The organism is Actinopolyspora lacussalsi (genome assembly GCA_030803735.1).
GTDB classification, from domain to species: domain Bacteria; phylum Actinomycetota; class Actinomycetes; order Mycobacteriales; family Pseudonocardiaceae; genus Actinopolyspora; species Actinopolyspora lacussalsi.
The window spans coordinates 1,888,539-1,911,502 of sequence record JAURUC010000001.1 but is presented as its reverse complement, the minus strand read 5'-3'; the positions used below and the strand labels follow the sequence as shown (position 1 = coordinate 1,911,502).

General features: G+C 67.9%; 24 protein-coding genes. 20 read left to right on the top strand and 4 right to left on the bottom strand.

The features are described 5' to 3' along the window. Window positions 1-5: 5 nt before the first annotated feature. The gene (locus tag J2S53_RS08370) at window positions 6-1,181 is read right to left on the bottom strand and encodes a hypothetical protein (protein WP_456240516.1); all 1,176 of its coding nucleotides are present in this window, start codon (window positions 1,179-1,181) and stop codon (window positions 6-8) included. Between the two features lie 231 nt (window positions 1,182-1,412). Between J2S53_RS08370 and J2S53_RS08365 the strand changes: the two genes are divergently transcribed. The 6 genes from J2S53_RS08365 (at window position 1,413) to J2S53_RS08340 (ending at window position 7,612) form a co-directional block, all read left to right on the top strand. Beyond that, on the top strand, window positions 1,413-1,817 hold the full coding sequence (locus tag J2S53_RS08365; protein WP_092927392.1) for a DUF948 domain-containing protein: 405 nt from the start codon (window positions 1,413-1,415) through the stop codon (window positions 1,815-1,817). Then, window positions 1,814-2,170: a hypothetical protein gene (locus J2S53_RS08360; RefSeq protein WP_092981444.1), complete on the top strand. Its 357-nt coding sequence runs from the start codon at window positions 1,814-1,816 to the stop codon at window positions 2,168-2,170. Before J2S53_RS08365 ends, J2S53_RS08360 begins: the two co-directional genes overlap by 4 nt. Window positions 2,171-2,255: 85 nt before the next feature. Next, the gene (gene alaS / locus J2S53_RS08355) at window positions 2,256-4,934 is read left to right on the top strand and encodes an alanine--tRNA ligase (protein WP_456240515.1); all 2,679 of its coding nucleotides are present in this window, start codon (window positions 2,256-2,258) and stop codon (window positions 4,932-4,934) included. After that, the gene (ruvX, locus tag J2S53_RS08350; protein ID WP_456240514.1) at window positions 4,931-5,428 is read left to right on the top strand and encodes a Holliday junction resolvase RuvX; all 498 of its coding nucleotides are present in this window, start codon (window positions 4,931-4,933) and stop codon (window positions 5,426-5,428) included. Before alaS ends, ruvX begins: the two co-directional genes overlap by 4 nt. 12 nt (window positions 5,429-5,440) lie before the next feature. Next, window positions 5,441-6,652, top strand: coding sequence for an endolytic transglycosylase MltG (locus tag J2S53_RS08345; RefSeq protein WP_456240513.1), 1,212 nt, complete (start codon window positions 5,441-5,443; stop codon window positions 6,650-6,652). A gap of 66 nt (window positions 6,653-6,718) precedes the next feature. Then, window positions 6,719-7,612 carry a shikimate dehydrogenase gene (locus J2S53_RS08340; RefSeq protein ID WP_456240512.1) on the top strand — a complete coding sequence of 298 codons (894 nt, stop codon included), beginning with the start codon at window positions 6,719-6,721 and terminating at the stop codon, window positions 7,610-7,612. Window positions 7,613-7,988: 376 nt separating this feature from the next. On the opposite strand, the gene J2S53_RS08335 is transcribed toward J2S53_RS08340, so the two are convergent. Continuing rightward, on the bottom strand, window positions 7,989-8,258 hold the full coding sequence (locus J2S53_RS08335; RefSeq protein ID WP_456240511.1) for an HPr family phosphocarrier protein: 270 nt from the start codon (window positions 8,256-8,258) through the stop codon (window positions 7,989-7,991). 51 nt (window positions 8,259-8,309) lie between these two features. Next, window positions 8,310-9,578 (bottom strand): PTS transporter subunit EIIC, encoded by a 1,269-nt coding sequence (locus tag J2S53_RS08330; protein WP_456240510.1) that lies wholly within the window; start codon window positions 9,576-9,578, stop codon window positions 8,310-8,312. Window positions 9,579-9,884: 306 nt separating this feature from the next. On the opposite strand from J2S53_RS08330, the gene J2S53_RS08325 reads away from it, so the two are divergent. The 8 genes from J2S53_RS08325 (at window position 9,885) to aroQ (ending at window position 15,664) form a co-directional block, all read left to right on the top strand. Beyond that, window positions 9,885-10,121: a glucose PTS transporter subunit EIIB gene (locus tag J2S53_RS08325; protein WP_092628458.1), complete on the top strand. Its 237-nt coding sequence runs from the start codon at window positions 9,885-9,887 to the stop codon at window positions 10,119-10,121. Further along, complete coding sequence (locus J2S53_RS08320; protein ID WP_130467792.1) at window positions 10,118-10,573, top strand: PTS sugar transporter subunit IIA; 456 nt, start codon at window positions 10,118-10,120, stop codon at window positions 10,571-10,573. The genes J2S53_RS08325 and J2S53_RS08320 overlap by 4 nt, the downstream gene beginning before the upstream one ends. A gap of 129 nt (window positions 10,574-10,702) precedes the next feature. Next, window positions 10,703-11,392, top strand: coding sequence for a prepilin peptidase (locus J2S53_RS08315; protein ID WP_456240509.1), 690 nt, complete (start codon window positions 10,703-10,705; stop codon window positions 11,390-11,392). 103 nt (window positions 11,393-11,495) lie between these two features. Continuing rightward, window positions 11,496-12,704, top strand: a complete 1,209-nt coding sequence (gene aroC / locus J2S53_RS08310) for a chorismate synthase (protein ID WP_092981415.1) — start codon at window positions 11,496-11,498, stop codon at window positions 12,702-12,704. Then, window positions 12,701-13,216 carry a shikimate kinase gene (locus J2S53_RS08305; protein WP_456240508.1) on the top strand — a complete coding sequence of 172 codons (516 nt, stop codon included), beginning with the start codon at window positions 12,701-12,703 and terminating at the stop codon, window positions 13,214-13,216. The genes aroC and J2S53_RS08305 overlap by 4 nt, the downstream gene beginning before the upstream one ends. Before the next feature lie 251 nt (window positions 13,217-13,467). Beyond that, the gene (locus J2S53_RS08300) at window positions 13,468-14,022 is read left to right on the top strand and encodes an Abi family protein (protein WP_456240507.1); all 555 of its coding nucleotides are present in this window, start codon (window positions 13,468-13,470) and stop codon (window positions 14,020-14,022) included. 104 nt (window positions 14,023-14,126) lie between these two features. Continuing rightward, window positions 14,127-15,236 carry a 3-dehydroquinate synthase gene (aroB, locus tag J2S53_RS08295; protein WP_456240506.1) on the top strand — a complete coding sequence of 370 codons (1,110 nt, stop codon included), beginning with the start codon at window positions 14,127-14,129 and terminating at the stop codon, window positions 15,234-15,236. Then, a complete protein-coding gene (gene aroQ / locus J2S53_RS08290; RefSeq protein ID WP_456240505.1) occupies window positions 15,233-15,664 on the top strand; it encodes a type II 3-dehydroquinate dehydratase in 432 nt (143 codons plus the stop codon). The genes aroB and aroQ overlap by 4 nt, the downstream gene beginning before the upstream one ends. Window positions 15,665-15,741: 77 nt before the next feature. On the opposite strand, the gene J2S53_RS08285 is transcribed toward aroQ, so the two are convergent. Continuing rightward, window positions 15,742-16,599 carry an alpha/beta fold hydrolase gene (locus J2S53_RS08285; RefSeq protein ID WP_456240504.1) on the bottom strand — a complete coding sequence of 286 codons (858 nt, stop codon included), beginning with the start codon at window positions 16,597-16,599 and terminating at the stop codon, window positions 15,742-15,744. A 74-nt stretch (window positions 16,600-16,673) separates the two neighbouring features. Here J2S53_RS08285 and J2S53_RS08280 point away from each other — a divergent pair, with 74 nt between their 5' ends. From J2S53_RS08280 to J2S53_RS08255, 6 genes are all read left to right on the top strand, one after another. Continuing rightward, window positions 16,674-17,306 (top strand): TetR/AcrR family transcriptional regulator, encoded by a 633-nt coding sequence (locus J2S53_RS08280; protein ID WP_456240503.1) that lies wholly within the window; start codon window positions 16,674-16,676, stop codon window positions 17,304-17,306. A 269-nt stretch (window positions 17,307-17,575) separates the two neighbouring features. Further along, window positions 17,576-19,045 carry an extracellular solute-binding protein gene (locus tag J2S53_RS08275; RefSeq protein ID WP_456240502.1) on the top strand — a complete coding sequence of 490 codons (1,470 nt, stop codon included), beginning with the start codon at window positions 17,576-17,578 and terminating at the stop codon, window positions 19,043-19,045. Next, window positions 19,042-19,968 carry a carbohydrate ABC transporter permease gene (locus tag J2S53_RS08270; protein WP_456240501.1) on the top strand — a complete coding sequence of 309 codons (927 nt, stop codon included), beginning with the start codon at window positions 19,042-19,044 and terminating at the stop codon, window positions 19,966-19,968. The genes J2S53_RS08275 and J2S53_RS08270 overlap by 4 nt, the downstream gene beginning before the upstream one ends. Beyond that, window positions 19,965-20,906: a carbohydrate ABC transporter permease gene (locus J2S53_RS08265; protein ID WP_456240500.1), complete on the top strand. Its 942-nt coding sequence runs from the start codon at window positions 19,965-19,967 to the stop codon at window positions 20,904-20,906. Before J2S53_RS08270 ends, J2S53_RS08265 begins: the two co-directional genes overlap by 4 nt. Next, window positions 20,903-21,937 (top strand): NAD(P)-dependent alcohol dehydrogenase, encoded by a 1,035-nt coding sequence (locus tag J2S53_RS08260; RefSeq protein WP_456240499.1) that lies wholly within the window; start codon window positions 20,903-20,905, stop codon window positions 21,935-21,937. Before J2S53_RS08265 ends, J2S53_RS08260 begins: the two co-directional genes overlap by 4 nt. 187 nt (window positions 21,938-22,124) lie before the next feature. Continuing rightward, window positions 22,125-22,949 (top strand): DeoR/GlpR family DNA-binding transcription regulator, encoded by an 825-nt coding sequence (locus tag J2S53_RS08255; RefSeq protein ID WP_456240498.1) that lies wholly within the window; start codon window positions 22,125-22,127, stop codon window positions 22,947-22,949. Window positions 22,950-22,964: the final 15 nt, after the last annotated feature.

Genomic DNA, 22,964 nt, shown 5'->3' with positions numbered 1-22,964 from the left:
CCGCGTCAACCGCGGCGGAACCGTCCGCTCGCTCGTTCGCCCACCACCCCCGCGGCGGCGGCGAGCGCGGGGAGCAGTATTCCGAGCAGCACCCACACCGGGCTCGGCAGCAGCATCCAGTGGTCGATCCGCAGCCCCAGGAACTCCTCCAACGGAGCACGCAACACCAGGGCCCCCGGGATTCCCAACGCGGTCGCGGGGACCGCCCCGGCGAGTGCGACGGCCGCTGCCGTCGTCGTCCTGTGCTCGACCCGCTCTCGGGAGCCGTTCCGCCTGGCGGTGAACACCCCGAACAGCGCCGCGCCACCCAGCAGCCCACCGAGCGCGATGTAGCGCCAAGTGTGCACTGTGGCGATCATTTTCTGCTCCCGCAGCGGCATCCGGAAGGCGCCGAGCCCCATCTCGCGTAGCCGGGAAGCCACCGCCCTCGGTTCGTGCGACTCGTCGACCAGCACGCCGACCCGTTCGGCGTTGCTGGTCTCTCGTAGCTGGGAAACGGTCTTGCCCTCGTTCGCAGCGGCCAGCCGTGCGGCGGTCACCGGCGCGAGGTAGGCGGTCTGCGGCCCGTCCGCGTGCCACCGGTGGTCGTAGGTGGCGATCACCTCGAGCTCGATGACCGCCGAGTCAGTACGGAGCGGGCGCGGGTCGTCCGCGACCTCTTCGATTCCGGCCTCCGAGACCGGGGGCGCCGGGATCTTGTCGCTGTAGCCGAAGTTCAGCGTGCGTCCGAGGTAACGAGTGAAGTCCACTCCCTGGCTCCGGGCGGGTAGCACCACCTGGCCGGGGAGCACACCCTCGGCCACCGAGCCTCCCGTGATCGGAGGGGAGACGTAGCTTCCCCAGGAGTGCGTGGCCAGCGAGAGTCGTGGCATGCCGGTTCCCACCGGCGTCCGGATCGCCGAGGGGTAGTCCGCGACCGCGTACTCGACCCCGGGAACGGAGCGGATCAACTCCATCCGTTCGTCGTCGAGGGGGCCGAACGTGCCCTTGCTGTCCAGCGAGGAGATCACGATGCGCTGTGTGCCGTCGGCACGAAGGACGTCGCGTGCCGTCGCGGTCTGTATTCCGCCGCTGATTCCGACCAGTGTGCTGACCAGAAACGTGAAAACCAGCGTCACCAGCAGCGGCGTGCGGCTGTTGACCCCTGCCCTCAGTGCGGCCGATACGGCCCGCTTGCGCATTCGACGCGTCCCCTCGTGCTCGTCCGGCGGAGCCCAACCTGGCCGGAAGAGCAATCTATCGTGCGCCTCGCACGCTTTCACACCGACCACCCGTGCCGCGCCGCGTCCACGTCTGTCAAAGCCGCACACGAGCCGGTGACCGCGACGCGATAGCCTGGCCGCGATCATCGCCGCCGTTTCGAGGGGATCGTCACGGTGGCCGCACGAATCGGCTGGAAATCGGGAGGACACGTGACGCCCACCGAGATCGCCGCGCTGATCGCAGCAGGTGCTTTCGTGCTGCTGGTCGTGCTGCTGGCGATCCCGTTGGTCAAGCTCGGCCGCACCCTGGACGAGGCGACCAACGCGATCCGCAAGGCGCAGGAGAATTCCGACCCGCTGTTCACCGGTGCGAACACGACGTTGGACCATGTGAACACGCAGTTGGAACGTGTCGACGGCATCACGGCCAACGCCCAGTCGGTCTCCAGCAATGTGTCGGCGCTGTCTTCGCTGTTCACCGCTACACTGGGAAGTCCGCTGGTGAAGTCAGCCGCCTTCACCTACGGCGTGAGCAAAGCCCTGCGCGCCCGCCGAAAGCGCGACGAACAGGCCGCGGGCAAGCATTCCCGCAGGCGCAAAGGGGGTCGTAAGTGAGCCGTCTGTTCTGGCTCGGCGCCGGTGTCGCCGCGGGCGTGGCGCTGAGCCGCAAGGTCAATCGGACCGCGCGGAAGGCCACCCCGGCGGGTGTGGCCGATCAGCTGGGCGACGCCGTTCGAGAACTGGCGGAAGCGGTCGGCTCGTTCGGAGCGGACGTGCGCGCGGGCATGACCGAACGCGAACGCGAGCTCCACGAGGACGTCGCCGAGCGCACCGGTATCGTTACCGGAGGCCGTGAGCAGCGGACCATTACGCTGCCGGACAATGGGAACCGGCAGGTGACACGGATGGCGGGGACGCTCGAGGAGACCGGTTCACAGGGACGGCGAGCTCGCAGGGCGGGGCGCTGACGTTCGTCGCGAGTCTCCGCTCACGCCGACCGGTGTCCCGCCTGCTCCGTGCCGGTAGCCCGCATCCGCGTAGAAGGACTTCATCGTGCAGACCCACGAGATAAACAACCGTTTCACCGAGCATTTCCGTGGTCGGGGGCACACCGTCGTTCCCAGTGCCTCGCTGATCCTGGACGACCCCAACCTGTTGTTCGTCAACGCCGGGATGGTGCAGTTCAAGCCCTACTTCCTCGGTGACGCGCCCGCTCCCTACCCGCGTGCCACGAGCATCCAGAAGTGCGTGCGGACCGCCGACATCGACGAGGTCGGCAAGACCACCAGGCACAACACCTTCTTCCAGATGGCGGGCAACTTCTCCTTCGGCGACTACTTCAAGGAGGGGGCCATCGAGCACGCCTGGAGCCTGGTGACCAATTCGCGGGACTCCGGCGGGTTCGGCTTCGACCCCGACCGCATCTGGGTGACCGTCTACGAGCACGATCCGGAGGCCGAGCGGCTCTGGCAGCGGATCAGCGGGCTGCCCCCGGAACGGATCCAGCGCAGGGACGCGCACGACAACTACTGGGACATGGGTGTTCCCGGCCCCGGTGGCCCCTGCTCGGAGATCTACTACGACCGTGGTCCCGAGTACGGCAGGGAAGGCGGCCCCGTCGTCGACGAGGACCGCTACATCGAGATATGGAACCTGGTGTTCATGCAGGACGTCAGGGGGGAGGGGAGTCCCAAGGACGGTTATCCGGTCCTGGGCGAGCTTCCCACCAAGAACATCGACACCGGTATGGGTGTCGAGCGGGTCGCCTGCCTGCTGCAGGGCGTGGAGAACGTCTACGAGACCGACCTGGTGCGTCCCGTGATCGCCAAGGCCGAGGAGTTCTCGGGCAAGCGCTACGGCGACGAGCACACCGACGACGTGCGGTTCAGGGTGATCGCCGACCACATGCGTTCCGGCATGATGCTGGTCTCCGACGGTGTCACCCCCAGCAACGAGACCCGGGGTTACGTGCTGCGGCGACTGCTGCGCCGTGTCGTGCGTTCCACCCGGCTGTTGGGTGTGCACGAGCCCGTGCTGGGAGAGTTCACCAAGGTGGTGCGGGACGCCATGTCGCCCGGCTACCCGGAACTCGCCAGTGATTTCGACCGCATCGACTCGGTGATCCGCAACGAGGAGGAAGCCTTCCTCGGCACCCTGTCGGCCGGTTCCAAGATCTTCGACACGGCGGTGGAGCAGACCCGGGAGAAGGGGGCCGCGCAGCTGCCGGGCTCGAAGGCGTTCCAGCTGCACGACACCTACGGCTTTCCGATCGACCTGACGCTGGAGATGGCCGCCGAGCGCGGGCTCTCGGTCGACGAGCAGGGTTTCCGCGAGCTCATGGAGCAGCAGCGGCAGCGCGCCAAGGAGGACGCGCGCTCGCGCAAGACCGCGCACGGCGACCTCTCCACCTACCGCACCCTGCTCGATGAGCACGGTGCCACCGAGTTCATCGGCTACACCGATCTGCGGTCCACCAGCCGGGTGCTCGGGCTGTTGCGGGACGGTGCTCCGGTGCCGGTCGCGGGTGAGGGAAGTCGGGTCGAACTGGTTCTCGACCGGACCCCCTTCTACGCCGAGGGAGGTGGCCAGATCGCCGACACCGGCAGGCTGGTCGGTCCCGGTGTGGAGCTGGAGATCACCGACGTGCAGCAGGCGGTGCCCGGCCTGTCCGTGCACCGTGCCAGGGTGCTGGGCGGTGAGGTCGCGGTCGACACCCGCCTGGAGGCCAGTGTCGACGAGGAACGCAGGCACGCCATCGCCCGTTCCCACTCCGCCACCCACCTGGTGCACGCGGCCGTGCGCAACGCCTACGGCAAGCGTGCCGCGCAGGCCGGTTCGTTGAACTCCCCGGGCCGGATGCGGTTCGACTTCACCGCCCCCTCGGCCGTCTCCTCCGACGTGCTCGGTGGTGTCGAGGAGGAGGTCAACGAGTACCTGCAGCAGGATGTCGAGGTGAACTCCTACAACACCTCGATGGACCGGGCCATGGAGCTCGGGGCCGTCGCCCTGTTCGGTGAGAAGTACGGCGATCGGGTCCGCGTGATCGACATGGGCGACTACTCCAGGGAGCTGTGCGGCGGTACCCACGTGGGCAGCATCGGGCAGCTCGGTGTGGTCAAACTGGTCAACGACTCCTCGGTCGGTTCCGGGGTGCACCGCGTCGAGGCCCTGGTGGGTATGGACGCGATGCGCTACATCAACAAGGAGCACATGCTCGTCAACGAACTCGCCGACAGGTTCAAGGTCAAGGCAGAGGACCTGCCCGAGCGCATCGACAGCATGGTCACCCGGCTCCGGGATGCCGAGAAGGAACTCAAGCAGCTGCGGGTGGCCAAGGTGCTGCAGTCGGCGGGCGAACTCGCGGGCGGTGCTGTCGACATCGACGGTGTCAGCCTGGTGGCGGTCCGGGTCGCCGATGGCGTGGACGGCAACTCGTTGCGGGCCCTGTCCGGCGAGGTTCGCGGTAAACTGGGATCCCGCCCCTCGGTCGTGGCGCTGTTCTCGACCGACCCGGAGACCGCCAAGGTCGGTTTCGTCGTCGCGGTCAGTCCGGGTGCCCAGGACCGGGGTGTGGCAGCGGGCCAGTTGGTGCCCTCCTTCGCCGCGCACATCGGCGGCCGGGGCGGCGGAAAGGCCGAGATGGCCCAGGGCGGGGGAACCGACCCCTCGGGCATCGACACCGCGATCGAAGCGTTGCGCAAGGAGCTGGAGCAGGTGGTGGCACGGGCGTGAACCCCGAACGCTCCGAAACCGAGCCGAACCGGGGCGGCACCGGCCGTGACCGGAAGGACCCGGGCCCGGGCAGGCGTATTTGTGTGGACGTGGGGCAGGCACGGGTGGGCGTCGCGGTCAGCGATCCGGCGCCCATCCTCGCCAGCCCGCTCACCACGCTCAAGCGGGACAAGTCCCGCAAGTCCGATCTCGACGAGCTGGCCGAGTTGGTGCGCGAGTACGAGGTCGTCGAGATAGTGGTCGGCCTGCCGGTCACCCTGGCGGGCAGGCACGGCCCCGCGGCCGACATGGCACGTTCCTATTCCGACGCGCTCAATGCCAGGACCGGCGATGTTCCGGTGCGGCTCAGTGACGAACGACTCACCACCGTGACGGCCACCAAGGTGCTGTCCGATCGCGGGATTCGTGGTAGGCGTCAACGGGACGTGGTGGATCAAGCCGCCGCGGTCGAGATCCTGCAGTCCTGGCTCGACGCACGCGGCCGGAGCGAATGAGAGGACCCCGGCGTGAACGATGATCTCGGTCTGTTCACCGATGACGCTGGAGACGCACCACGTGGCGGCCGTGCCGAGGAGCGTGAACGGCTGCACCGTCGACGACGTCGACGCATCGTCACGGCGTTCTCCGGAATACTCGTACTGCTGATCGTCGTCGGCGGTGCCGGGTACGGCGTGCTGCAGTTGCTGCGGCTCGGCAGCTACGAGGACTACGAGGGGACCGGTAACGGACAGGTCGTCATCGAGGTCCAGCCCGGTGAAACCACCAGTGCCATCGCGGGCACCCTCTCGGAGCGGGACGTGGTGGCCTCAGCCGCCGCCTTCGTCCAGGCCGCCGAGGGAAACAGTGAGATCAAGGGCATTCAGCCGGGTTTCTACCTGATGCGTTCCCGGATGTCCGGTCAGGCGGCCGTCGAACGCATCGTCTCCGACAAGGCCAGAGCGGGCATGGTGGAGATCCGCGGGGGCATGCAGCTCGCCGATCACAACCTTCCCGGCGGGAAGGTCAAGAAGGGTATCCTCGCCCGGCTGGCCGCGGCCACCTGCGCCAGGGAGGGGAACTCCCAGGGATGCATCAGCAAGGAGGAACTGACCCGGGCCGCCACCGAGACCCCGGCTGCCGAACTCGGGCTCCCCGACTGGGCCGCCGGCGCGGTCTCGGACGTTCCTCACCCCAGGCGACGCCTCGAGGGACTTCTGCTGCCGGGGATCTATCACGTCCAACCCACCGCCGGACCCGTCGAGGTGCTGCGCTCGGTGCTGTCGGACTCCTTCGACAAGCTGCGTGCCGTGGGGCTGTCGAATCTGGCCTCGGAATCCGGCCACTCGCGCTACGAACTGCTGCGGATCGCCTCACTGGTGCAGAGCGAGGGCATCACCGAGGACTTCGGCAAGGTGGCGCGTGTGATCGAGAACCGGTTGGCCATCGACATGCGGCTCGAGCTCGATTCGACGATCAACTACGTTGTCGAGGACCCGCAGCTCTACACCGACGACGAGGACAGGGCCGAGAAGGGTCCGTACAACACCTACAACAGAACCGGGCTGCCACCCACACCGATCTCCGCGCCCAGCACGGCGGCTGTCAGAGCGGCGGCCAATCCCGCCGAGGGCGACTGGAAGTACTTCGTCAAATGCCGCAAGGACGGCACCTCGTGCTTCTCCAAGACGTTCGAGGGGCACAAACAGGCCCAGGACAAGGCCGAGAGTAACGGTGTGTGACGTTCGCCCGTGAGCGGGTCCGCGACGTTCGTACGAGAGTCCGGTTTCGAAAGGGAGCTTCCGGGAATGTCCGCTCAGTCAGCCGAGTCGGTGGAGTCCCGTGCGGTGCGAGCCGGAGTGGTGGGCTCACCGGTGGAGCACTCGCTCTCCCCGGTGCTGCACGGAGCCGCTTACGCGGCTCTGGGGCTGCGGGACTGGTCGTACCAGCGCATCGAACGGGACGCCGAGGGGCTGCGGGATCTGGTCGGTGAGCTCGATCCCAGCTGGCGCGGACTGTCGGTGACCATGCCGGGCAAGCAGGTGGCGCTGGAGCTGGCATCGGAGGCCAGTGAGCGCGCCGCCGCCGTCGGTGCCGCCAACACGCTGGTCCGGCGTTCCGACGGTGCGTGGTACGCGGACTGCACCGATGTCGACGGCATCACCGGGGCGCTGCGTGCGGCCTGCGGATTCCACGGTGCGGCGGACGCGGGGGAGCGCACCGGGCTGGTGCTGGGTGCCGGTGGCACCGCCCTGGCCGTGATCGCCGCGTTCGCCGAGTTGGGGGTGCGTACCGCGACCCTGGCGGTACGCGATCCCGCCCGGGCCGGTTCGGCGCTGGCCACGGCCGAGCGCATCGGTGTGCGGGCCGAGGGCCGGGCGCTGGGTTCGCTGGATCTGGCGAAAGCCGCCGCCGAGGCCGATGTGGTGGTGTCCACCCTGCCTGCCGGAGCGGTGGATGACCACGTTCGGGAGCTGGCGGCGGCGGGCCGCGTGCTGGACGTGGTTTACCATCCCTGGCCCACGCCGCTGGCCGGGGCAGTGCACGCGGCGGGCGGTCGACTGGCGACCGGGCTCGACATGCTGTTGCACCAGTCGTTCGGCCAGGTCGAGTCGTTCACGGGGAAACGGGCTCCGCGAGCGGCGATGCGGGACGCGCTGTCCGAGGCCACCGGCGGGAGGGTGCCGCTCCCGCTGCTGTGAGCGGGTGGTTCGTCGCGGTGGACGTGCGGACTGTGAACCGCCCTGGTTCCATGGTGCTTCGCACGAGAGTGGGCCGGCCCCCGTACTCCCCGGGGGCGGCCCACAGTTGCATGTGCGGATCTTCGGATTTCCGACGCTGTCGATTTCCCACGAAATCGCCGGGCCGCTTCGTCGAAGGTGAACCCCGACCACCCTCGCGGGGCGAACTCCGACCGTTCTCGCAACCTGCACCGCCGCGGGTTCTCCGGTGCGGCTCTCGCGAGGACGGCCCCGACGTTGTGTAGTGACTACCCGATGTCAGGGCACCCGCAGCGAGAGCCGTGCCAGAGGTTCCGCCAAGCGACCCACTGACGAGACCGGGCCACTACAGTTTCCATCAGGAGCCGTCCATCTCACTGTTGACGAGCTCGGCGATCCTATCCAGCGCGTCGTCGGCTCCCTCGCCATCGGCGGCGAGCACGACTTCGTCGCCGTACGCGGCTCCCAGGGTCATCAACCCCAGGACGCTGGCGGCCTCCACCGGGTCCGTCTCCTGCTTGCGGATGGTGATCTTCACCGACTGCGCGGCCGCTTCCTTGGCCAGCATGGCCGCGGGCCGTGCGTGCAGACCGACCTTGCTCGCGACGGTGACGTGTCGTTCAGGCATCTCCTCGTCCGTTCTCGTCGTTGCCTACCGATCCTCGTGAGTCGTCGAGAATCAGGTCTTGCTCCCGCTGGTGGTGGAATCACCGGTTTCCGCGGACCCCGTGCTCGCCGTTGTCGCCGAAGCGGTTTCGGTCTCGGACTGCTCGGTTTCCGCGTCGTCCTCCCTGCCCGGCGTGGGCAGCTTCATCTTCGTGATGATGATCCGGAACAGGAAGTAGTAGATGACGGCGTAGACCAGCCCGATCGGGATCAACCACAGTGCCTTCTGCGCGATTCCGAAGTTGAGCAGGTAGTCGATGGCCCCCGCCGAGAATCCGAAACCGTGGTGGATGTCCAACGCGTTGACCAGCGCCAGCGAGCTCCCGGTCAGAACCGCGTGCACGATCAGCAGTGGCCAGGCCACGAAGATGAACGAGAACTCCAACGGCTCGGTGACACCGGTCAGGAAAGCGGTCAGCCCCGTGGAGAACATGATACCGCCGACCAGCTTGCGCTGGGAGGGCTTGGCCGAGTGGTAGATCGCCAGCGCGGCGGCGGGCAGCGCGAACATGAAGATGGGGAAGAACCCGGTCATGAAGGTTCCCGCGCTGGGGTCACCCTCGAAGAACCGGTTGATGTCGCCCTGGGCGCCCTGGTACTCGCCGGTGCTGAACCACAGGATGGCGTTCGGGATGTGGTGCAGGCCGATCGGCAGCAGCAGTCGGTTGACCACGCCGTAGATCCCGCCGCCCGCGACGACACTGCCGGTCACCGCGTCACTGAACGCCGTCAGTGCCTGGTCGAAGTAGGGAAAGACGAAGCCCAGCACCACGCCGATGACCAGCATGACCACCGAGGTGATGATCGGGACGAACCGACGTCCGCCGAAGAAGCCCAGGTACGAGGGCAGCTTGATCCGGTGGAAGCGCTGCCACAGCGTGGCGGCCACCAGACCGGCGATGATACCGCCGAGCACCCCGTAGGGCCCCTTGTTGTAGACGGTGTCGCCCTCGGTGCCGGTCATCTGGTACAGCACCCCGGCCAGGACCAGATAGCCCACCGCGCCCGCGAGGGCGGTGGAGCCGTCGGCCTTTCGCGCGAACCCGATCGCCACGCCGATCGCGAACAGCAGCGGCAGGTTGTCGAACAACGCCCCGCCCGCGGAGCTGATGACGCTGCCGACTTCGGTCAGCCCGGGGATGGCGCCGATCAGGTCATCCTGTCCGAGCCGGAGCAGCAGTGCCGCCGCCGGCAGCACTGCGATGGGGAGCATCAGGCTTTTGCCCAGCCGCTGTAGCTGCGCGAAAGTCTTGCTGCCGCCCGAGGACGGGCTGGTGCTCATCGAGTACCTCCTGGATACACCGGTGCGTTGGAACGGTTTCGACACGTCGCGGCCAGTTCGACCCGGTGTTCCCGGTCGGGGGGTGGGATCACCTGTCGCTTACTGTCCGCCGAATCACTCGTACCTTCGCCAGACTGTTGGTACGGTAAGGTCTAAACCAGTTGGAGGGAACCTTGCGCTTCCGGGTGAACAGGTGTCAAGCGGGTGGCCGATTCGTTGCCGGTTCGACATCGGACGTGCCCGGGGCGACGTGGTTAGCTGTGTGGGGACACTCGATGTGCGAGTGATCGAGAGTGGAGGATTTCGGTGGCTGATGACAAGGCTTCGGCGATCCTGGCCGCGCTGGGCGGTCAGGGCAACGTCGTCGAGATCGAGCCGTGCATTACGCGACTGCGTTGTGAGCTGGAGGACGGCGCCAAGGTCGACGAGCCCGCGTTGAAGAAGGCGGGTGCGCACGGCGTTATGCAGCAGGGCACGGTTGTCCAAGTCGTGGTGGGGCCGGAGGCGGACACCATCGCGAGCGATATCGAGGATTTGTTGTGAGTGTTCAAGTGCTCAGTCCGGTGACGGGGCTGGTGGCCCCGATAAGCGAGGTACCGGACCCCGTTTTCTCCCAGTCGATGGTCGGCTCCGGCGTGGCGGTCAAACCGAGCGGTGGAGAGTCGCAGGCCGTGGCGCCGGTGGAAGGCATCCTGGCGACTCTGCACCCGCACGCCTTCGTCATTTCCATCGACGACGACAAGGCCGTGCTGGTGCACCTGGGGATCGACACCGTCAAGCTAGAAGGTGCGGGCTTCACGTTGCACGTGGCCAAGGGGGAACGTGTCACGGCAGGCAGCCCGGTCGTGACCTGGAACCCCACCGAGGTCGAACAGCAGGGCTACTCCTCGGTGTGTCCCGTGGTGGCACTCCAGACCGGGCAGGACGCGTTGTCGGACATGGCCGACGACGTGCGGGTCAATCACGGAGACCCGCTGTTCACCGTCGACTCGTGATGTACTCCGCACGCTGTCGCCGTTCGTGAGTCGGGAGTCGCGGCCGATTCGGCGGTCGCGGTTCCCGACACGCCGGTGACATCGTCGTACTCGCGTGCGCGTCGGGGAGAAGGCCCCGACGCTGCTGATGTGTTCGACGATTCGCTCGCCACTCCGCTACCGGTTTTCCTGGCGGTCGGAGTGCTCTTCCCACTGGGGTGGTCCTGCGGCGCGGAGTGCGCTCGTCTCGCCGCCCGGGCGCTGGGAGGCACGACACCGACCGGGGTGTTGCCGTGCCGGGCGGCGCTGGCGGTTCTGTGGGCTTCGCTGGCCCCCGCCGTGTGCTACGGCGGCCTCGACCTCCGGTGGTTGCCGGTTCCGATGTTGGTCGGTTGGTTCGGTGTCGTGCTCGCCACCTGCGACTTGATCGCTGCCCGGTTGCCGGACCGGTTGACGTTCGCCGCTCTCGTTCCACTGCTGGCGGTGCTGTGCCACTGGTCAGTGGTGGCCCAGCGTTGTGCGGCACTGTGGTGCGGTCTGGTGGGATCGTTGCTCTTCGGTGGTTGTTACGCGCTGGTGCGGCTGGTCCGGCCCGCGATGCTCGGTCCCGGCGACGTGAAACTCGCCTGCGTGCTCGGTCTTCCGCTGGGTGCGGTGGATCCGTTGGCCGTGCCCGCCGTGATGCTCGCCGCGGCGTCGCTGACCCTGTTGGCCGCGGCCCTGACCCTGCGGTGGCGGATACCGCACGGACCGGCGATGCTGCTGCCGGCCTGGTTGGTCACGGCGCTTCCCGCCCCGTCTCTTCCCATGCTGCCCCTCACCGGAGCTCCAGCGGGTTGAGCCCGGACGTCCCGCCGGTTGAGACGGTGGCGATCCTCGGAACCTGACGTACTTTTTACCCCGTGCTGTCCGTAACGCGGCACGCCGTGGCAGGATCGCGGGCGTGCTGCGCTGGATGACCGCCGGGGAATCACACGGTCCCGCATTGGTGGGGATTTTGGAAGGAATGGTGGCCGGCGTCGAGGTCACCACCGAGGACATCAACGCCCAGCTCGAGCGTCGCAAGCTCGGGTTCGGACGTAGCCCTCGGATGAATTTCGAGTCCGACGAGCTGGAAGTGATCGGTGGCATCCGACACGGCCTCACCCAGGGGAGCCCGGTGGCCGTGCGGATCGGCAACACCGAGTGGCCCAAGTGGCAGCAGGTGATGGCCGCTGATCCGGTCGATCCCGAGGTGCTCGCCTCGTTGGCCCGCAACGAACCGCTGACCCGGCCACGGCCGGGCCACGCCGATCTTCCCGGCATGCAGAAGTACGACTTCGACGAGTCCCGGCCCGTGCTGGAGCGCGCCAGTGCCAGGGAAACGGCCGCCCGAGTGGCCGTGGGAACCGTGGCGCGGCACTTCCTGCACCAGCTGCTGGGAGTGGAGCTGGTCAGCCACGTCGTCTCGCTGGGGGACGTGGACGCAGCGCACGAGACGCTGCCCACGGCCGCCGACCTGCCCACCATCGACGAGAACCCGGTACGGGCCTTCGGCGATCATGCCACCGAACGGATGATGGCCGAGGTCGAGGCCGCCAAGTCCGAGGGTGACACGCTGGGCGGTGTGGTCGAGGTGGTCGCCTACGGGTTGCCGCCCGGGGTGGGTTCGCACGTCCACTGGGACCGCAAGCTCGACTCCAAACTGGCGCGGGCGCTGATGAGCATCCAGGCCGTCAAGGGCGTGGAGATCGGTGAGGCCTTCGCCAACGCGCGCCGCAGGGGCAGCGCCGCCCACGACGAGCTCTATCCCGCCCACGGCCCGAACTGGGTGCACCGTGCCAGTAACCGGGCAGGTGGGCTGGAAGGCGGCATCACCAACGGGGAACCGTTGATCGTGCGGGCCGCCAAGAAACCGATCTCCAGCCTGCCCCGCGCGCTGTCGACCGTCGACGTGCGCACCGGTGAGCAGGCGCAGGCCATGCACCAGCGGTCCGACATCACGGCCGTGCCCCGCGCGGCGGTGGTGGCCGAGACCATGGTGGCGCTGGTGCTGGCCGAAGCGGTGCTCGAGAAGTTCGGCGGTGACTCCATCGGTGAGACCCGGCGAAACGTGCGGGGCTACCTCACGGCACTGCACGAGCGCGCCGAATCCCGGGGGGAGAACTCATGAGTCCGCGACTGGTGATCGTCGGACCACCCGGTGCGGGCAAGACCGAGGTGGGGAGGTCGCTCGCCGAACGCCTCGGGGTGCCGTTCCGGGACACCGATGAGGACGTCGAGGAACTGGCGGGCAGGACCATACCGGAGATCTTCACCCATGACGGGGAACCGGCCTTCCGGGAACTGGAGACACGCGCCCTGACCGCCGCGCTGGCCGAGCACTCGGGCGTGCTCGCGCTGGGCGGGGGAGCCGTGACGACCGAGCGGAACCGGTCGCTGCTGGCGGGGCATCCGGTGCTGTTCCTGTCGGTGGGCCTGGCCGAGGGAGTTCGTCGAACCGGCCTGTCCGCTCCCAGGCCGTTGCTGACCGGTGTGAATCCCAGGGCGACGTTCCAGGCGTTGTTGCGGGAGCGACTGCCGCTCTACCGCGAGATCGCCGTCTGGGAGGTCGACACCGACGAGTCGTCCCCGGCCGAGATCGTCGACGACCTGCTGCTCCGCATCGGCGGCACCGACAGCTAGGTGTAGGTGCCTGCGGTAACGAGTATCGGCCTCGGCGGGTACGGCCCGAGCCGCGACGGGTACCGTGGGATGATCGGAATCATCTCCGCATCGCGGTGTATCTCAGCGATTCCATGACCGGGTCATGTCCTGCTGGTAGGGCCGGAAACAGTGGCATGGCCTGGTCGTAGTGGCGTTCAGTACGGGGAGCCGCGGTCGACGGACATCTTCTGCTACCATATTCAGTAACATGGCCAGCCCCTCTGATCTTTGTGATCACGGGCTGGTTTTCTTGTGTCCGGACGTATGACGGTTGGCTGCCGACATGGGTCGTGACCGAGGTTCTGGATTTCGGCGGGATCTCCACCCGCTACAGCGGCCTCAAGAGACGTGACCGGGACGAGATCGCGGGCGACCTCGGCGTTGTTGACTCCACTGGCGCGGGCAACGGCTCAGCTCTCGCCAACTGGCTACAAGTGATCAACTACCTGCGCAACGTCTGCGCCCACCACTCGCGGCTGTGGAACCGTAATATGGACGTTCAGATCGCTTCGAAACATCTGGGGCCGATCGAGCTTTTAGCGCCACTGCGTACCGGGGCGACCACGCAGCTCTCCCGAGTCTTCGGCCCGCTGTGCCTCGTGCTGTTCCTCCTTGCCGAGAGTGCCGACGCGAACACGTGGCAGCGGTGGCGCGACCATCTCATCGACCTGCTGATCACAGTCCTCCCACCTACCGGACGCTCCCTGAACGAGATGGGCTTCCCGCCTGCCTGGTGCGACTGGTCGTTGTGGCGGTGGCGCGACTGGCAAAGCGCCGTCAGGTGACGCCGTGTACCCGGTCGCGCTACTTCGAACGCCCACCCTGTGCGTGGCGGTGCGGCGACTCGCGGGACAATGCGGGACGAGCCCGTTGAGAGCGAGAGGACACGATGAGCGAGCCCGAGCGAATCCCCGTCAATGCCGAGAAGCCCTACGATGTGCTGGTCGGACGCGGACTTCTCGGTGAGCTCGTCGAGTTCCTCGGCGACGCCTCGGTTGTCGCGCTGCTGCACCAACCCACGCTCACCACGACGGTGGAGACCATTCGGGAGGAGCTGAGCGAGGCCGGGGTGGACGCCCACCGGGTGGAACTTCCCGACGCCGAGGACGGCAAGACCTTCGCCGTGGCCGGCTTCTGCTGGGACGTGTTCGGCAAGATCGGCATGGACCGCGGCGGTGTCGTCGTTTCCATCGGTGGTGGCGCGGTCACGGATCTGGCGGGCTTCGTCGCGGCCACCTGGATGCGGGGTGTCCGGGTAGTGCACGTGCCGACCACGCTGTTGGGCATGGTCGACGCCGCGGTGGGTGGTAAGGCCGGGATCAACACCGATGCGGGCAAGAACCTCGTCGGGGTCTTCCACGAGCCGTCCCGGGTGTTCGCGGACCTGGCCACACTGGATGAACTGAACCGCAACGAGCTGATCGCGGGGATGGCCGAGGTCGTCAAGTGCGGTTTCATCGACGATCCCGAGATCCTGCGGCTCATCGAGACCGACACCGACACCGCGCTGGACCCGGCGGGCGACGCGCTGGCCGAGCTGGTCGTGCGTGCGGTGCGGGTCAAGGCCGCTGTCGTCGGTGCCGACCTGCGCGAATCCCACCACCGCGAGATCCTCAACTACGGGCACACCCTCGGTCACGCCATCGAGCGCCGGGAGCAGTACCGCTGGCGCCACGGTGCGGCCGTGAGCATCGGGCTGGTCTTCGCCGCCGAGCTGGCGCGACTGGCGGGCCGTCTCGACGACGAGACCGCCGATCGGCACCGTGCCGTGCTGGACCGGCTGGGGCTGCCGGTCTCCTACGACGAGGACGCCCTCAACGACCTGCTCGAACTGATGCGCACCGACAAGAAGACCCGCACTGGAGTGCTGCGCTTCGTGGTGCTGGACGGTTTGGCCAAGCCGGGCAGGCTGGAAGGGCCGGACCCGTCGTTGCTGGCGGCGGCCTACTCCGCGCTCGCCGAGGGCGGCGCCAAGTCGGGGCAAGAGGTTCTGCTTTGAACGTGCTGGTGCTCAACGGCCCCAATCTGGGACGACTCGGTACCCGGGAGCCGGACAAGTACGGTCACGACACCTATGCCGACCTCGTCGAGCTGTGCCGGAGTACGGCCGCCGAGCTCGGCATCGAGGCGGAAGTGCGCCAGACCGACCACGAGGGCGAAATGGTCGGGTGGCTGCACGAGGCCGCCGATTCGCGGCGTCCCGTCGTGCTCAACGCCGCCGCCTGGACGCACTACTCGATCGCCGTGCGGGACGCCTGCGCCCAGCTGCGCGCGCCGTTGCTGGAAGTGCACCTGTCCAATGTGCACAATCGTGAGTCGTTCCGGGGACACAGCTACATCTCCGACATCGCCACCGGTGTGCTGGTGGGGCTCGGGGTGCGCGGTTACGCGCTCGCGCTGCGTTGGTTGGCCGACACCGCGGCCTGAGCGGAACTCCGGGGGCTCGCTCGACTGGCTGTGTCCCCGGCACGTCGAACGCGGGCACACCCGCGGCTACGGTCGGCTCAAGCCCTCTCCTCCTCGGAGGTCGCGGCGGTGTTCGAGGGGCTGCCGAACGGTGACGTGAGATGGGCCAGCAGCTGTGCCGGTGCGTCTTCCTGCAGCACGTGGCCCGCGCCTTCTACCCAGTGCAGCTCGGCGTGCGGGATCCGCTCGTGCAGCCACCGCGCGTAGTGCGGCGGGAGGATGCGGTCCTCGGTGCCCCAGATCAGGCGCGTCGGGATGGTGATCTCGCCGAGCAAGTGCTCGTAGGCCGCCGTGTGCTCCTGCTTGATCTGGCTGTACTGGCGGTAGAAGGCGGCCTGTCCGGTTTCGCCGCGCCAGGGGTCCAGGAACGCGTCGAGGACCGCGGGCGGGTAGCCGAGGTTCGTGGCGTGGCGCATGTGACCGGCGACCACCTCCCGGTGGGCGTAGCCCGGAAGCCGATGGAACACCTCGGCGTGTTCCAGGATGAGCTGGAACAGTCCGCGTTCCCATTCGCCACCGCTCACGGCGTCGAACAGTGTGAGGTCTCGGAAGCTCGCCCCTTCCAGCAGCATGCTGCGCAACGTGACCGCGCCACCGATGTCGTGCGCCACGACACTGGGGTTCGACAGTTCCCAATGATCGAGGAGCCGGGCCAGGTTCCGGGCGTGCGCGGCCAGGCTGAGGTCCTGTCCCTCGCGTTGCTCGGACCGGCCGAAGCCGAGCAGGTCGAATGCGTAGACCCGCCGCGTTCGGGCGAGCGCGGGCGCGAGGTCGCGCCAGAGGAAGGACGAGTACGGGGTGCCGTGCACGAGTACGAGCGGCTCCCCGCTTCCCAGGGCCGTCCACCGGATCATTCCGCCCGGTGTCTCGAACTCGTTGTCCAGTGACCAGGTCATCGCTGTATCTCCTACACTGATCTGTGAAGTTGCCTGTACGACTATAGGTACACAGACCTGTGAAGTCAATTGGGATGACGATGAGCACTGGCACGCACTCGGAACAATCGCTGACACCCGGCGCGCGGCGGATCCTCGACGTCGCCTCGGAGCTGTTCTACTGGCGCGGCATCAACGCCGTCGGGGTGGACACCATCGCCGCCGAATCCGGCGTGACCAAGCGGACCCTCTACGACCGGTTCGGTTCGAAGGACAACCTCGTCGCCGCCTATCTGGACGCCCGGGATCGGCGTTGGCGCGACACGATCACCGCTCGCCTCCACGACGCGCCCCCTGGGCCGGTGGCCCGCGTGCTGGTGCCGTTCGACGCGCTCCCGGAATGGCTCGCGCCGAGTACCCGAGGCTGCGGCTTCAGCAACGCCTTCGCCGAGCTGTCCGACGCCGATCATCCCGGCAGGCGAATCGCCGTCGCGGAGAAGACGTGGTTACGCGCCCTGTTTCGCGACCTGCTCACCGAGGCGGGCGCGGCTGACGGGAACGAGCTCGAGACGCTCGCTACGCAGCTGCTGAGCCTGCACGAAGGTGCCATCATCAGCTACGCCGTCGCGAATGACGACTCGGCCGTGGCTGCCGCTCGTGCGGCCGCGAAGGTGCTCGTGACCGGCGTGCTACCCGGCCCGCTGGCCGATCAGCCCTCCTCCTGCTAGCCGAACCCGCACTTAGGTACAGCAGGGGACCTGTGCCCGTATCCGCCGTCGACTCGGCAGGCGGGCCATGGCCGGACCCACGGCGTCGCGATCAGCCCGGCCCTTCGCCGCCGCTCGGGACGGCCGCCGGAGTGCGGGCCTCGTTCCGGTGATCAAGAGCTGCTGGGAGAGCTGTCTGCCAATAGATACCGCAGAAAGTGTTAACAAGATGGGTTCTCTCTGCTAAGAATGACTCCAGTCACACGGACGGGTGAGTAGCGGGAGAGCCCATGGTCGATCCGAAACCAGCGGCCGTCAGCAGAAGACGCCTGCTGACGGGAACACTCGCCGGAGGAGCCGCCATAGCCGGTGGCGGTGTGCTGAGTGGTTGTTCCACTCGACAGGACGTGCGACGCCGCGACACGGCCGATCCCTGGCGGCAGTTCGCCGGATGCACCCTGAACTTCGTCTCGGAGAACACGGCGCCCACCAGCGCCATCGCCGCCGACGCGCAGCGCTTCACCGAGCTGACCGGTATCCACATCAACATCGTGACCCTGGAACTGTCCGCCCTCGTGCAGAAGGTGGCGCTGGACCTGGCTTCCGGCCAGTCGCAGTACCAGGTGCTCTACGCCGACTCCTACCAGGTGCTCGCGCCCTACGCCGAGGGGCTGGTCGATCTGCGGGAACCCGCGGGAGATCCGTCACTGCCCGGAGATACCTCGCGGTTCGACGAGTTCGTTCCGCTGCAGATGGACGTTTCCGGGCGTTTCGGCGACGGGGAACGAGTCCTGGCGCTGCCCTACGACTGCGCCACGATGATCTGGCAGTACCGAAAGGATCTGTTCGAGACCTACCACGACCGCATGGCAGCCGATCTGGGATTCGATCCCACCCCCGGACCGCAACGGACCTGGGAGGAGTACTTCCGCATAGCCAAGTGGTTCAACGACAACGTCGACGAGGTCGCCTACGGCACCGGACACCAGGCCAAACAGCACGACTCGCTGATGTGCGACTTCTCCAACGTGCTGTTCGCCCACGGCGGGCAGTACTTTCCCGACGGGGAACGGGTCGGGCGCTACGGCGCCGTCGACCCCGGGCCCTGCCAACTGGACTCCGATGCCGCGCTGGAGGCCGCGGAGTTCTACCGGCGCCTGCTCTCGGTCGCCGACCCGGCCTCCCGGACCTGGGACTGGACCGGTGTGGGCGCCGCCTTCGCCGCGGGCAGGGTCGCGATGTGCCCGAACTGGCACGAGTTCGCCGCGGACAACGAACGGGCGCTGCCCGGCAAGGTGGGCTACGCGGCCCTGCCGAGCGGTCCGGTCAAGTCCGCCAACATGTACGGCGGCGCGGGTATCGCCGTCAACGGCAACACCGCCCCCAACGAACGCAAGGCCGCCTGGTTGTTCCTGAACTGGGCGACCTCCCGGCGGACCCAGCTGCGCAATCTCACCGGCGAGGTCGGTGGGGCCACCCCCACCCTGAGTTCCATCTACCAGCTGCCGGAAGTACGCGGTGCCCAGCAGCGGCCCACCGATATGCCCACCATGCTCACGGCTCCGGCGGTGCGGCGGGCGTGGCAACCGGAGTACTCGGGTATGCGGCCGAAGATCCCGATGTGGAGCGAGTGCGACACCGCCATCTACACCGAGCTGTCCCGGATGCTGGCCGGTGACGCCACCTCGGCCCAAGCCATGCGCGACACGACCGAGCAGGTGGACCGGATCGTCTCCAGAGGGTGGGTGGCAGCGCGATGACCACCGACACCGAATCATCCACGACGAAGACCCACTCGGCCGAGCCCGCACCGCCACGGCGCCGAATCGGATTCACCGGGCGCATGATGGCCCCCGGGATCGCGCTGCTCGCCGCGCTGACGGTGCTGCCGTTCGTCACCATCGTCGTGATGAGCTTCTCCGAGGTTCATCTGCTCGGCGGACTGAGCCTGGACTTCGCCGGACTGAGCAACTGGGCGCGGTTCTTCACCGACCCCGACATGGGCTGGTTCTGGCTGCGAACCGGGCTGTACTTCGTGCTGACCCTGGGACTGGAGATGGTGCTCGGGGTGCTGCTCGCGCTGTGCGTGTGGCGCCTGATCCGTGGCCGGAACCTGGTGCTGAGCATGTTGCTGCTGCCCATGTTCGTCGCCCCGGTGCTCGTCGGTCTGCTCGGCAGGTTCCTCGTCGACCCGACGATCGGTCTGTACAGCTGGGTGCTGGAACAGCTCGGTTACGGCGGGGACGTGCTCGGCGGAACCTTCTCCGCGTTCGCGGCCGTGGTTGCCATGGACGTCTGGGAGTGGACACCGCTGATCGCGTTGATCACGCTCGCGGGACTCACCTCGGTGCCGCTTCCGCTGCGGGAGGCGGCGGCGCTCGACGGGGCCGGACGGTGGCAGACGCTGCGTCACATCGTGCTGCCCTCGATCTCCAACGTGCTGCTGGTGGCCCTGTTGATCAGGGCGATGGACGCGATCCGCTACTTCGACATCATCTGGGTCACCACCAACGGTGGTCCCGCCAACGCCACGAAGATAGTCCCGGTGCGGCTGTACGAGACGGCCTTCCGGTTCTTCGACTTCGGCTACGCCGCCGTCATCGGGCTCGCCATGCTGCTGGCCTCCATCGTGATCGCCCGAACGTTCGTACGCATGTTGGACAGGAAGGGGCTCGCCCGATGAGCGTGGTCGACACCGCGGACTCCCGCGCCGCATCGGCCCCCGGCGGGGGAACGGACGACAACCGGGGCGGCCCCGCGGGCACCCGCGGTTCACGACTGAGCCCGCTGGAACGAACCGGCACCGGAACCAGGGTCGTGATCGGTGTCGCGCTGGCCCTGGCGCTGCTGTGGACCCTCGTCCCGCTGGTGTGGATGTTGTTGTCCTCGTTCAAGCCGAGCGAGGCCATCAACTCCGCCGATCCACAGTGGCTGTTCGACCCGACCCTGCGGCACTACACCGGACTGTTCACCGGTGGCAACGAACTGCTGCCCTACCTGTGGCACAGCGTCGCCGCCGCAGGGGGCTCCGCGGTGCTCTCCGTGATCCTGGGAGCGTTGGCCGGTTACGGGCTCGCGCGCAGCGGGATGCGGGGCAAGAGGCACCTGTCGTTCTGGATCATCTCGACCAGGATGGCGCCCATCGCCGCGGTGGTGCTTCCGCTGTTCCTGATGTTCCGCCAGGTCGGGCTGATCGACACCGTCCCGGGACTGATACTGGCCTACCTGACCTTCAACCTGCCCTTCGCCATCTGGCTGCTGAACGCCTTCTTCGCCGATGTTCCGCAAGCGCTGGAGGAGTCGGCCCGAGTGGAGGGGTGCACCAACTGGCAGGCTTTCCGGTACGTGGTGCTGCCGTTGACCAAGTCCGGGCTGGTGACGACTTTCGTGCTCTGCCTGGTGTTCGCCTGGAACGACTACGCGTTCGCCCTGGTGTTCAGCGGTCCGCACTCACAGACGTTACCGATAGCCGCCAGCCAGCTGGTCACGCAGTCCGGTATCGACTGGGGACAGCTGTGCGCCATCGGCACGTTCGTCGTGGTGCCGATGATGCTGGCGGGACTGGCAGTTCGCCGGTGGTTGGTCACCGGCCTGACACTGGGAGCAGTGACCGGAGAATGAACGAACTTCCGACATCGATGCGCGCTTCCGTGCTGCGTGCGGTCGGCGACATCGCCGTCGAGGACCGCCCCGTGCCGGAACCCGGCCCGCACGAGGTGCTGGTACGGGTCTCCGCTGTGGGCACGTGCGGTTCCGACACCCACTACTACGAACACGGTCGGGTCGGTGGGTTCGTGGTCCGCGAGCCCCTGGTCCTCGGGCACGAGGCGTCCGGCACGGTCGTCGCCCGCGGGGCCGAGGTGACCGGGCACGCTCCTGGAACCCGGGTGTCGCTGGAACCGGGCGTTCCCTGCGGCAGCTGCCACGAGTGCAGGTCGGGGCGCTACAACCTGTGTCCCGACGTGCGGTTCTTCGCCACTCCACCCATCGACGGCGCGTTCTGCGAGTACGTCACGTTGCACGAGCAGTTCGCCTACTCGGTGCCCGAGGAGATGTCCGACGAGGCCGCCGCACTCGTCGAACCGCTCTCGGTGGCGGTGTGGGCGTGCCGCAAGGCAGGGGTCTCACCCGGCAGCCGGGTGCTGGTGACCGGAGCGGGGCCGATCGGACTGCTCGCCGCGCAGACCGCACGGGCTTTCGGCGCCACCGAGATCGTGACCACCGATGTGTCCGAGCGCAGGCTGCGGATGGCCGCCGAACTGGCCTCGGCCGAGACGATCGACGTCCGTGCGAGCGGGCTGGCCGGCAGTGGCTACGAGCCGGACGTGCTGCTGGAGTGCTCCGGCAATCCCAAGGCCGGTGCCGAGGCGGTCGGCACGCTCGCCCGCGCGGGGCGCGGCGTGTTCGTCGGACTCGGCGGTGACGAACTGCCGATCCCGCTGGCGCACGTGCAGACCCGGGAGATCGAGCTGACCGGCACCTTCCGCTACGCCAACACTTGGCCCACCGCCATAGCACTCGCCGCTTCCGGTGCGGTCGAGCTCGACAGACTGGTCACCCACCGGTTCGGGCTGGACCGGGTTCCGGAGGCGCTCACCGCGTCCGCACGCGACGAGACGGCGGTCAAGTCGGTCGTCCGCCCCCAGGAATGACGTTCGGGACATGTCCCGCGTACCCGCACGGTCGTTTCCCGACGAGACGAACCCGGGATTCGACCGGGCCGTCGCTACCCGATGTCGGGTCTCTCCGCAGCGAGAGCCGTGCGAGAGGTTCCGCCACTGGACCGGCCGGGCAAACCGGGCCGGTCACCCCGAAATCAGCGAAGCGAAGGGAGGGGAGATGGCCGCGGCCCGCCCGTCCGAGGCAGCAGTCGAGCAACGTAGGCAGGAGGTACTGCGGTTCGTCGTCGACCGCGGCAGGGCACGCATCGACGAGCTGGCCGAGCACTTCGGTGTCAGTCTCATGACGATGCACCGCGATCTCGACGATCTGGCCGCGAGGCACCTGCTGCACAAGTTGCGGGGCCGGGTGGAGTCCTTCCCGTCGCTGACGATGGAGACGGCGACCAGGTTCCGTGTCGGGCTGCACGTCGCGGAGAAGGAGGCCCTGGCGGCGGTGGCCGTCGACGAGGTACGCCCGAACACCACCGTCATCCTGGACGACTCCAGCACACTTTTCCCCTGCGCCCGCAGGCTCACCGCGGTCGAGAGCCTCACGGTGGTGACCAACTCGTTCGGAGTGGCGCGGACCCTGTCGGGAGCCGAACGCGAAGTGCTGTTGCTGGGAGGAAGGTTCCGGGGCGAGTTCGACTCCTGCACCGGGCCGGACGTGTTGCGCGGGCTCTCCCGGCTGCGTGCCGACCTGGCCGTCATGTCGGCGACCGCGATCACCGACGGGCGGCTGTTCCACCCGATGCAGGATTTCGCCGAGATCAAGGAAGCCATGTGCGCGGCGGCCGAACGCCGTGTGCTGCTCGTCGACCACTCGAAGTTCGGCAAGACGGCCACCTACTCCCACGGCACCGTCGCGGCATTCGACCTGGTGGTCACCGATGAGGCCACCCCGGAAGAAGAAATAGCGGCCATCCGGGAATTCGGTACGGAAGTGCGGGTCACGCCCGCCGATCCGGCCGCGGAGTTCCCCGGAGAGACCGTCCGAGATTGAGAAACGAGGCACTCC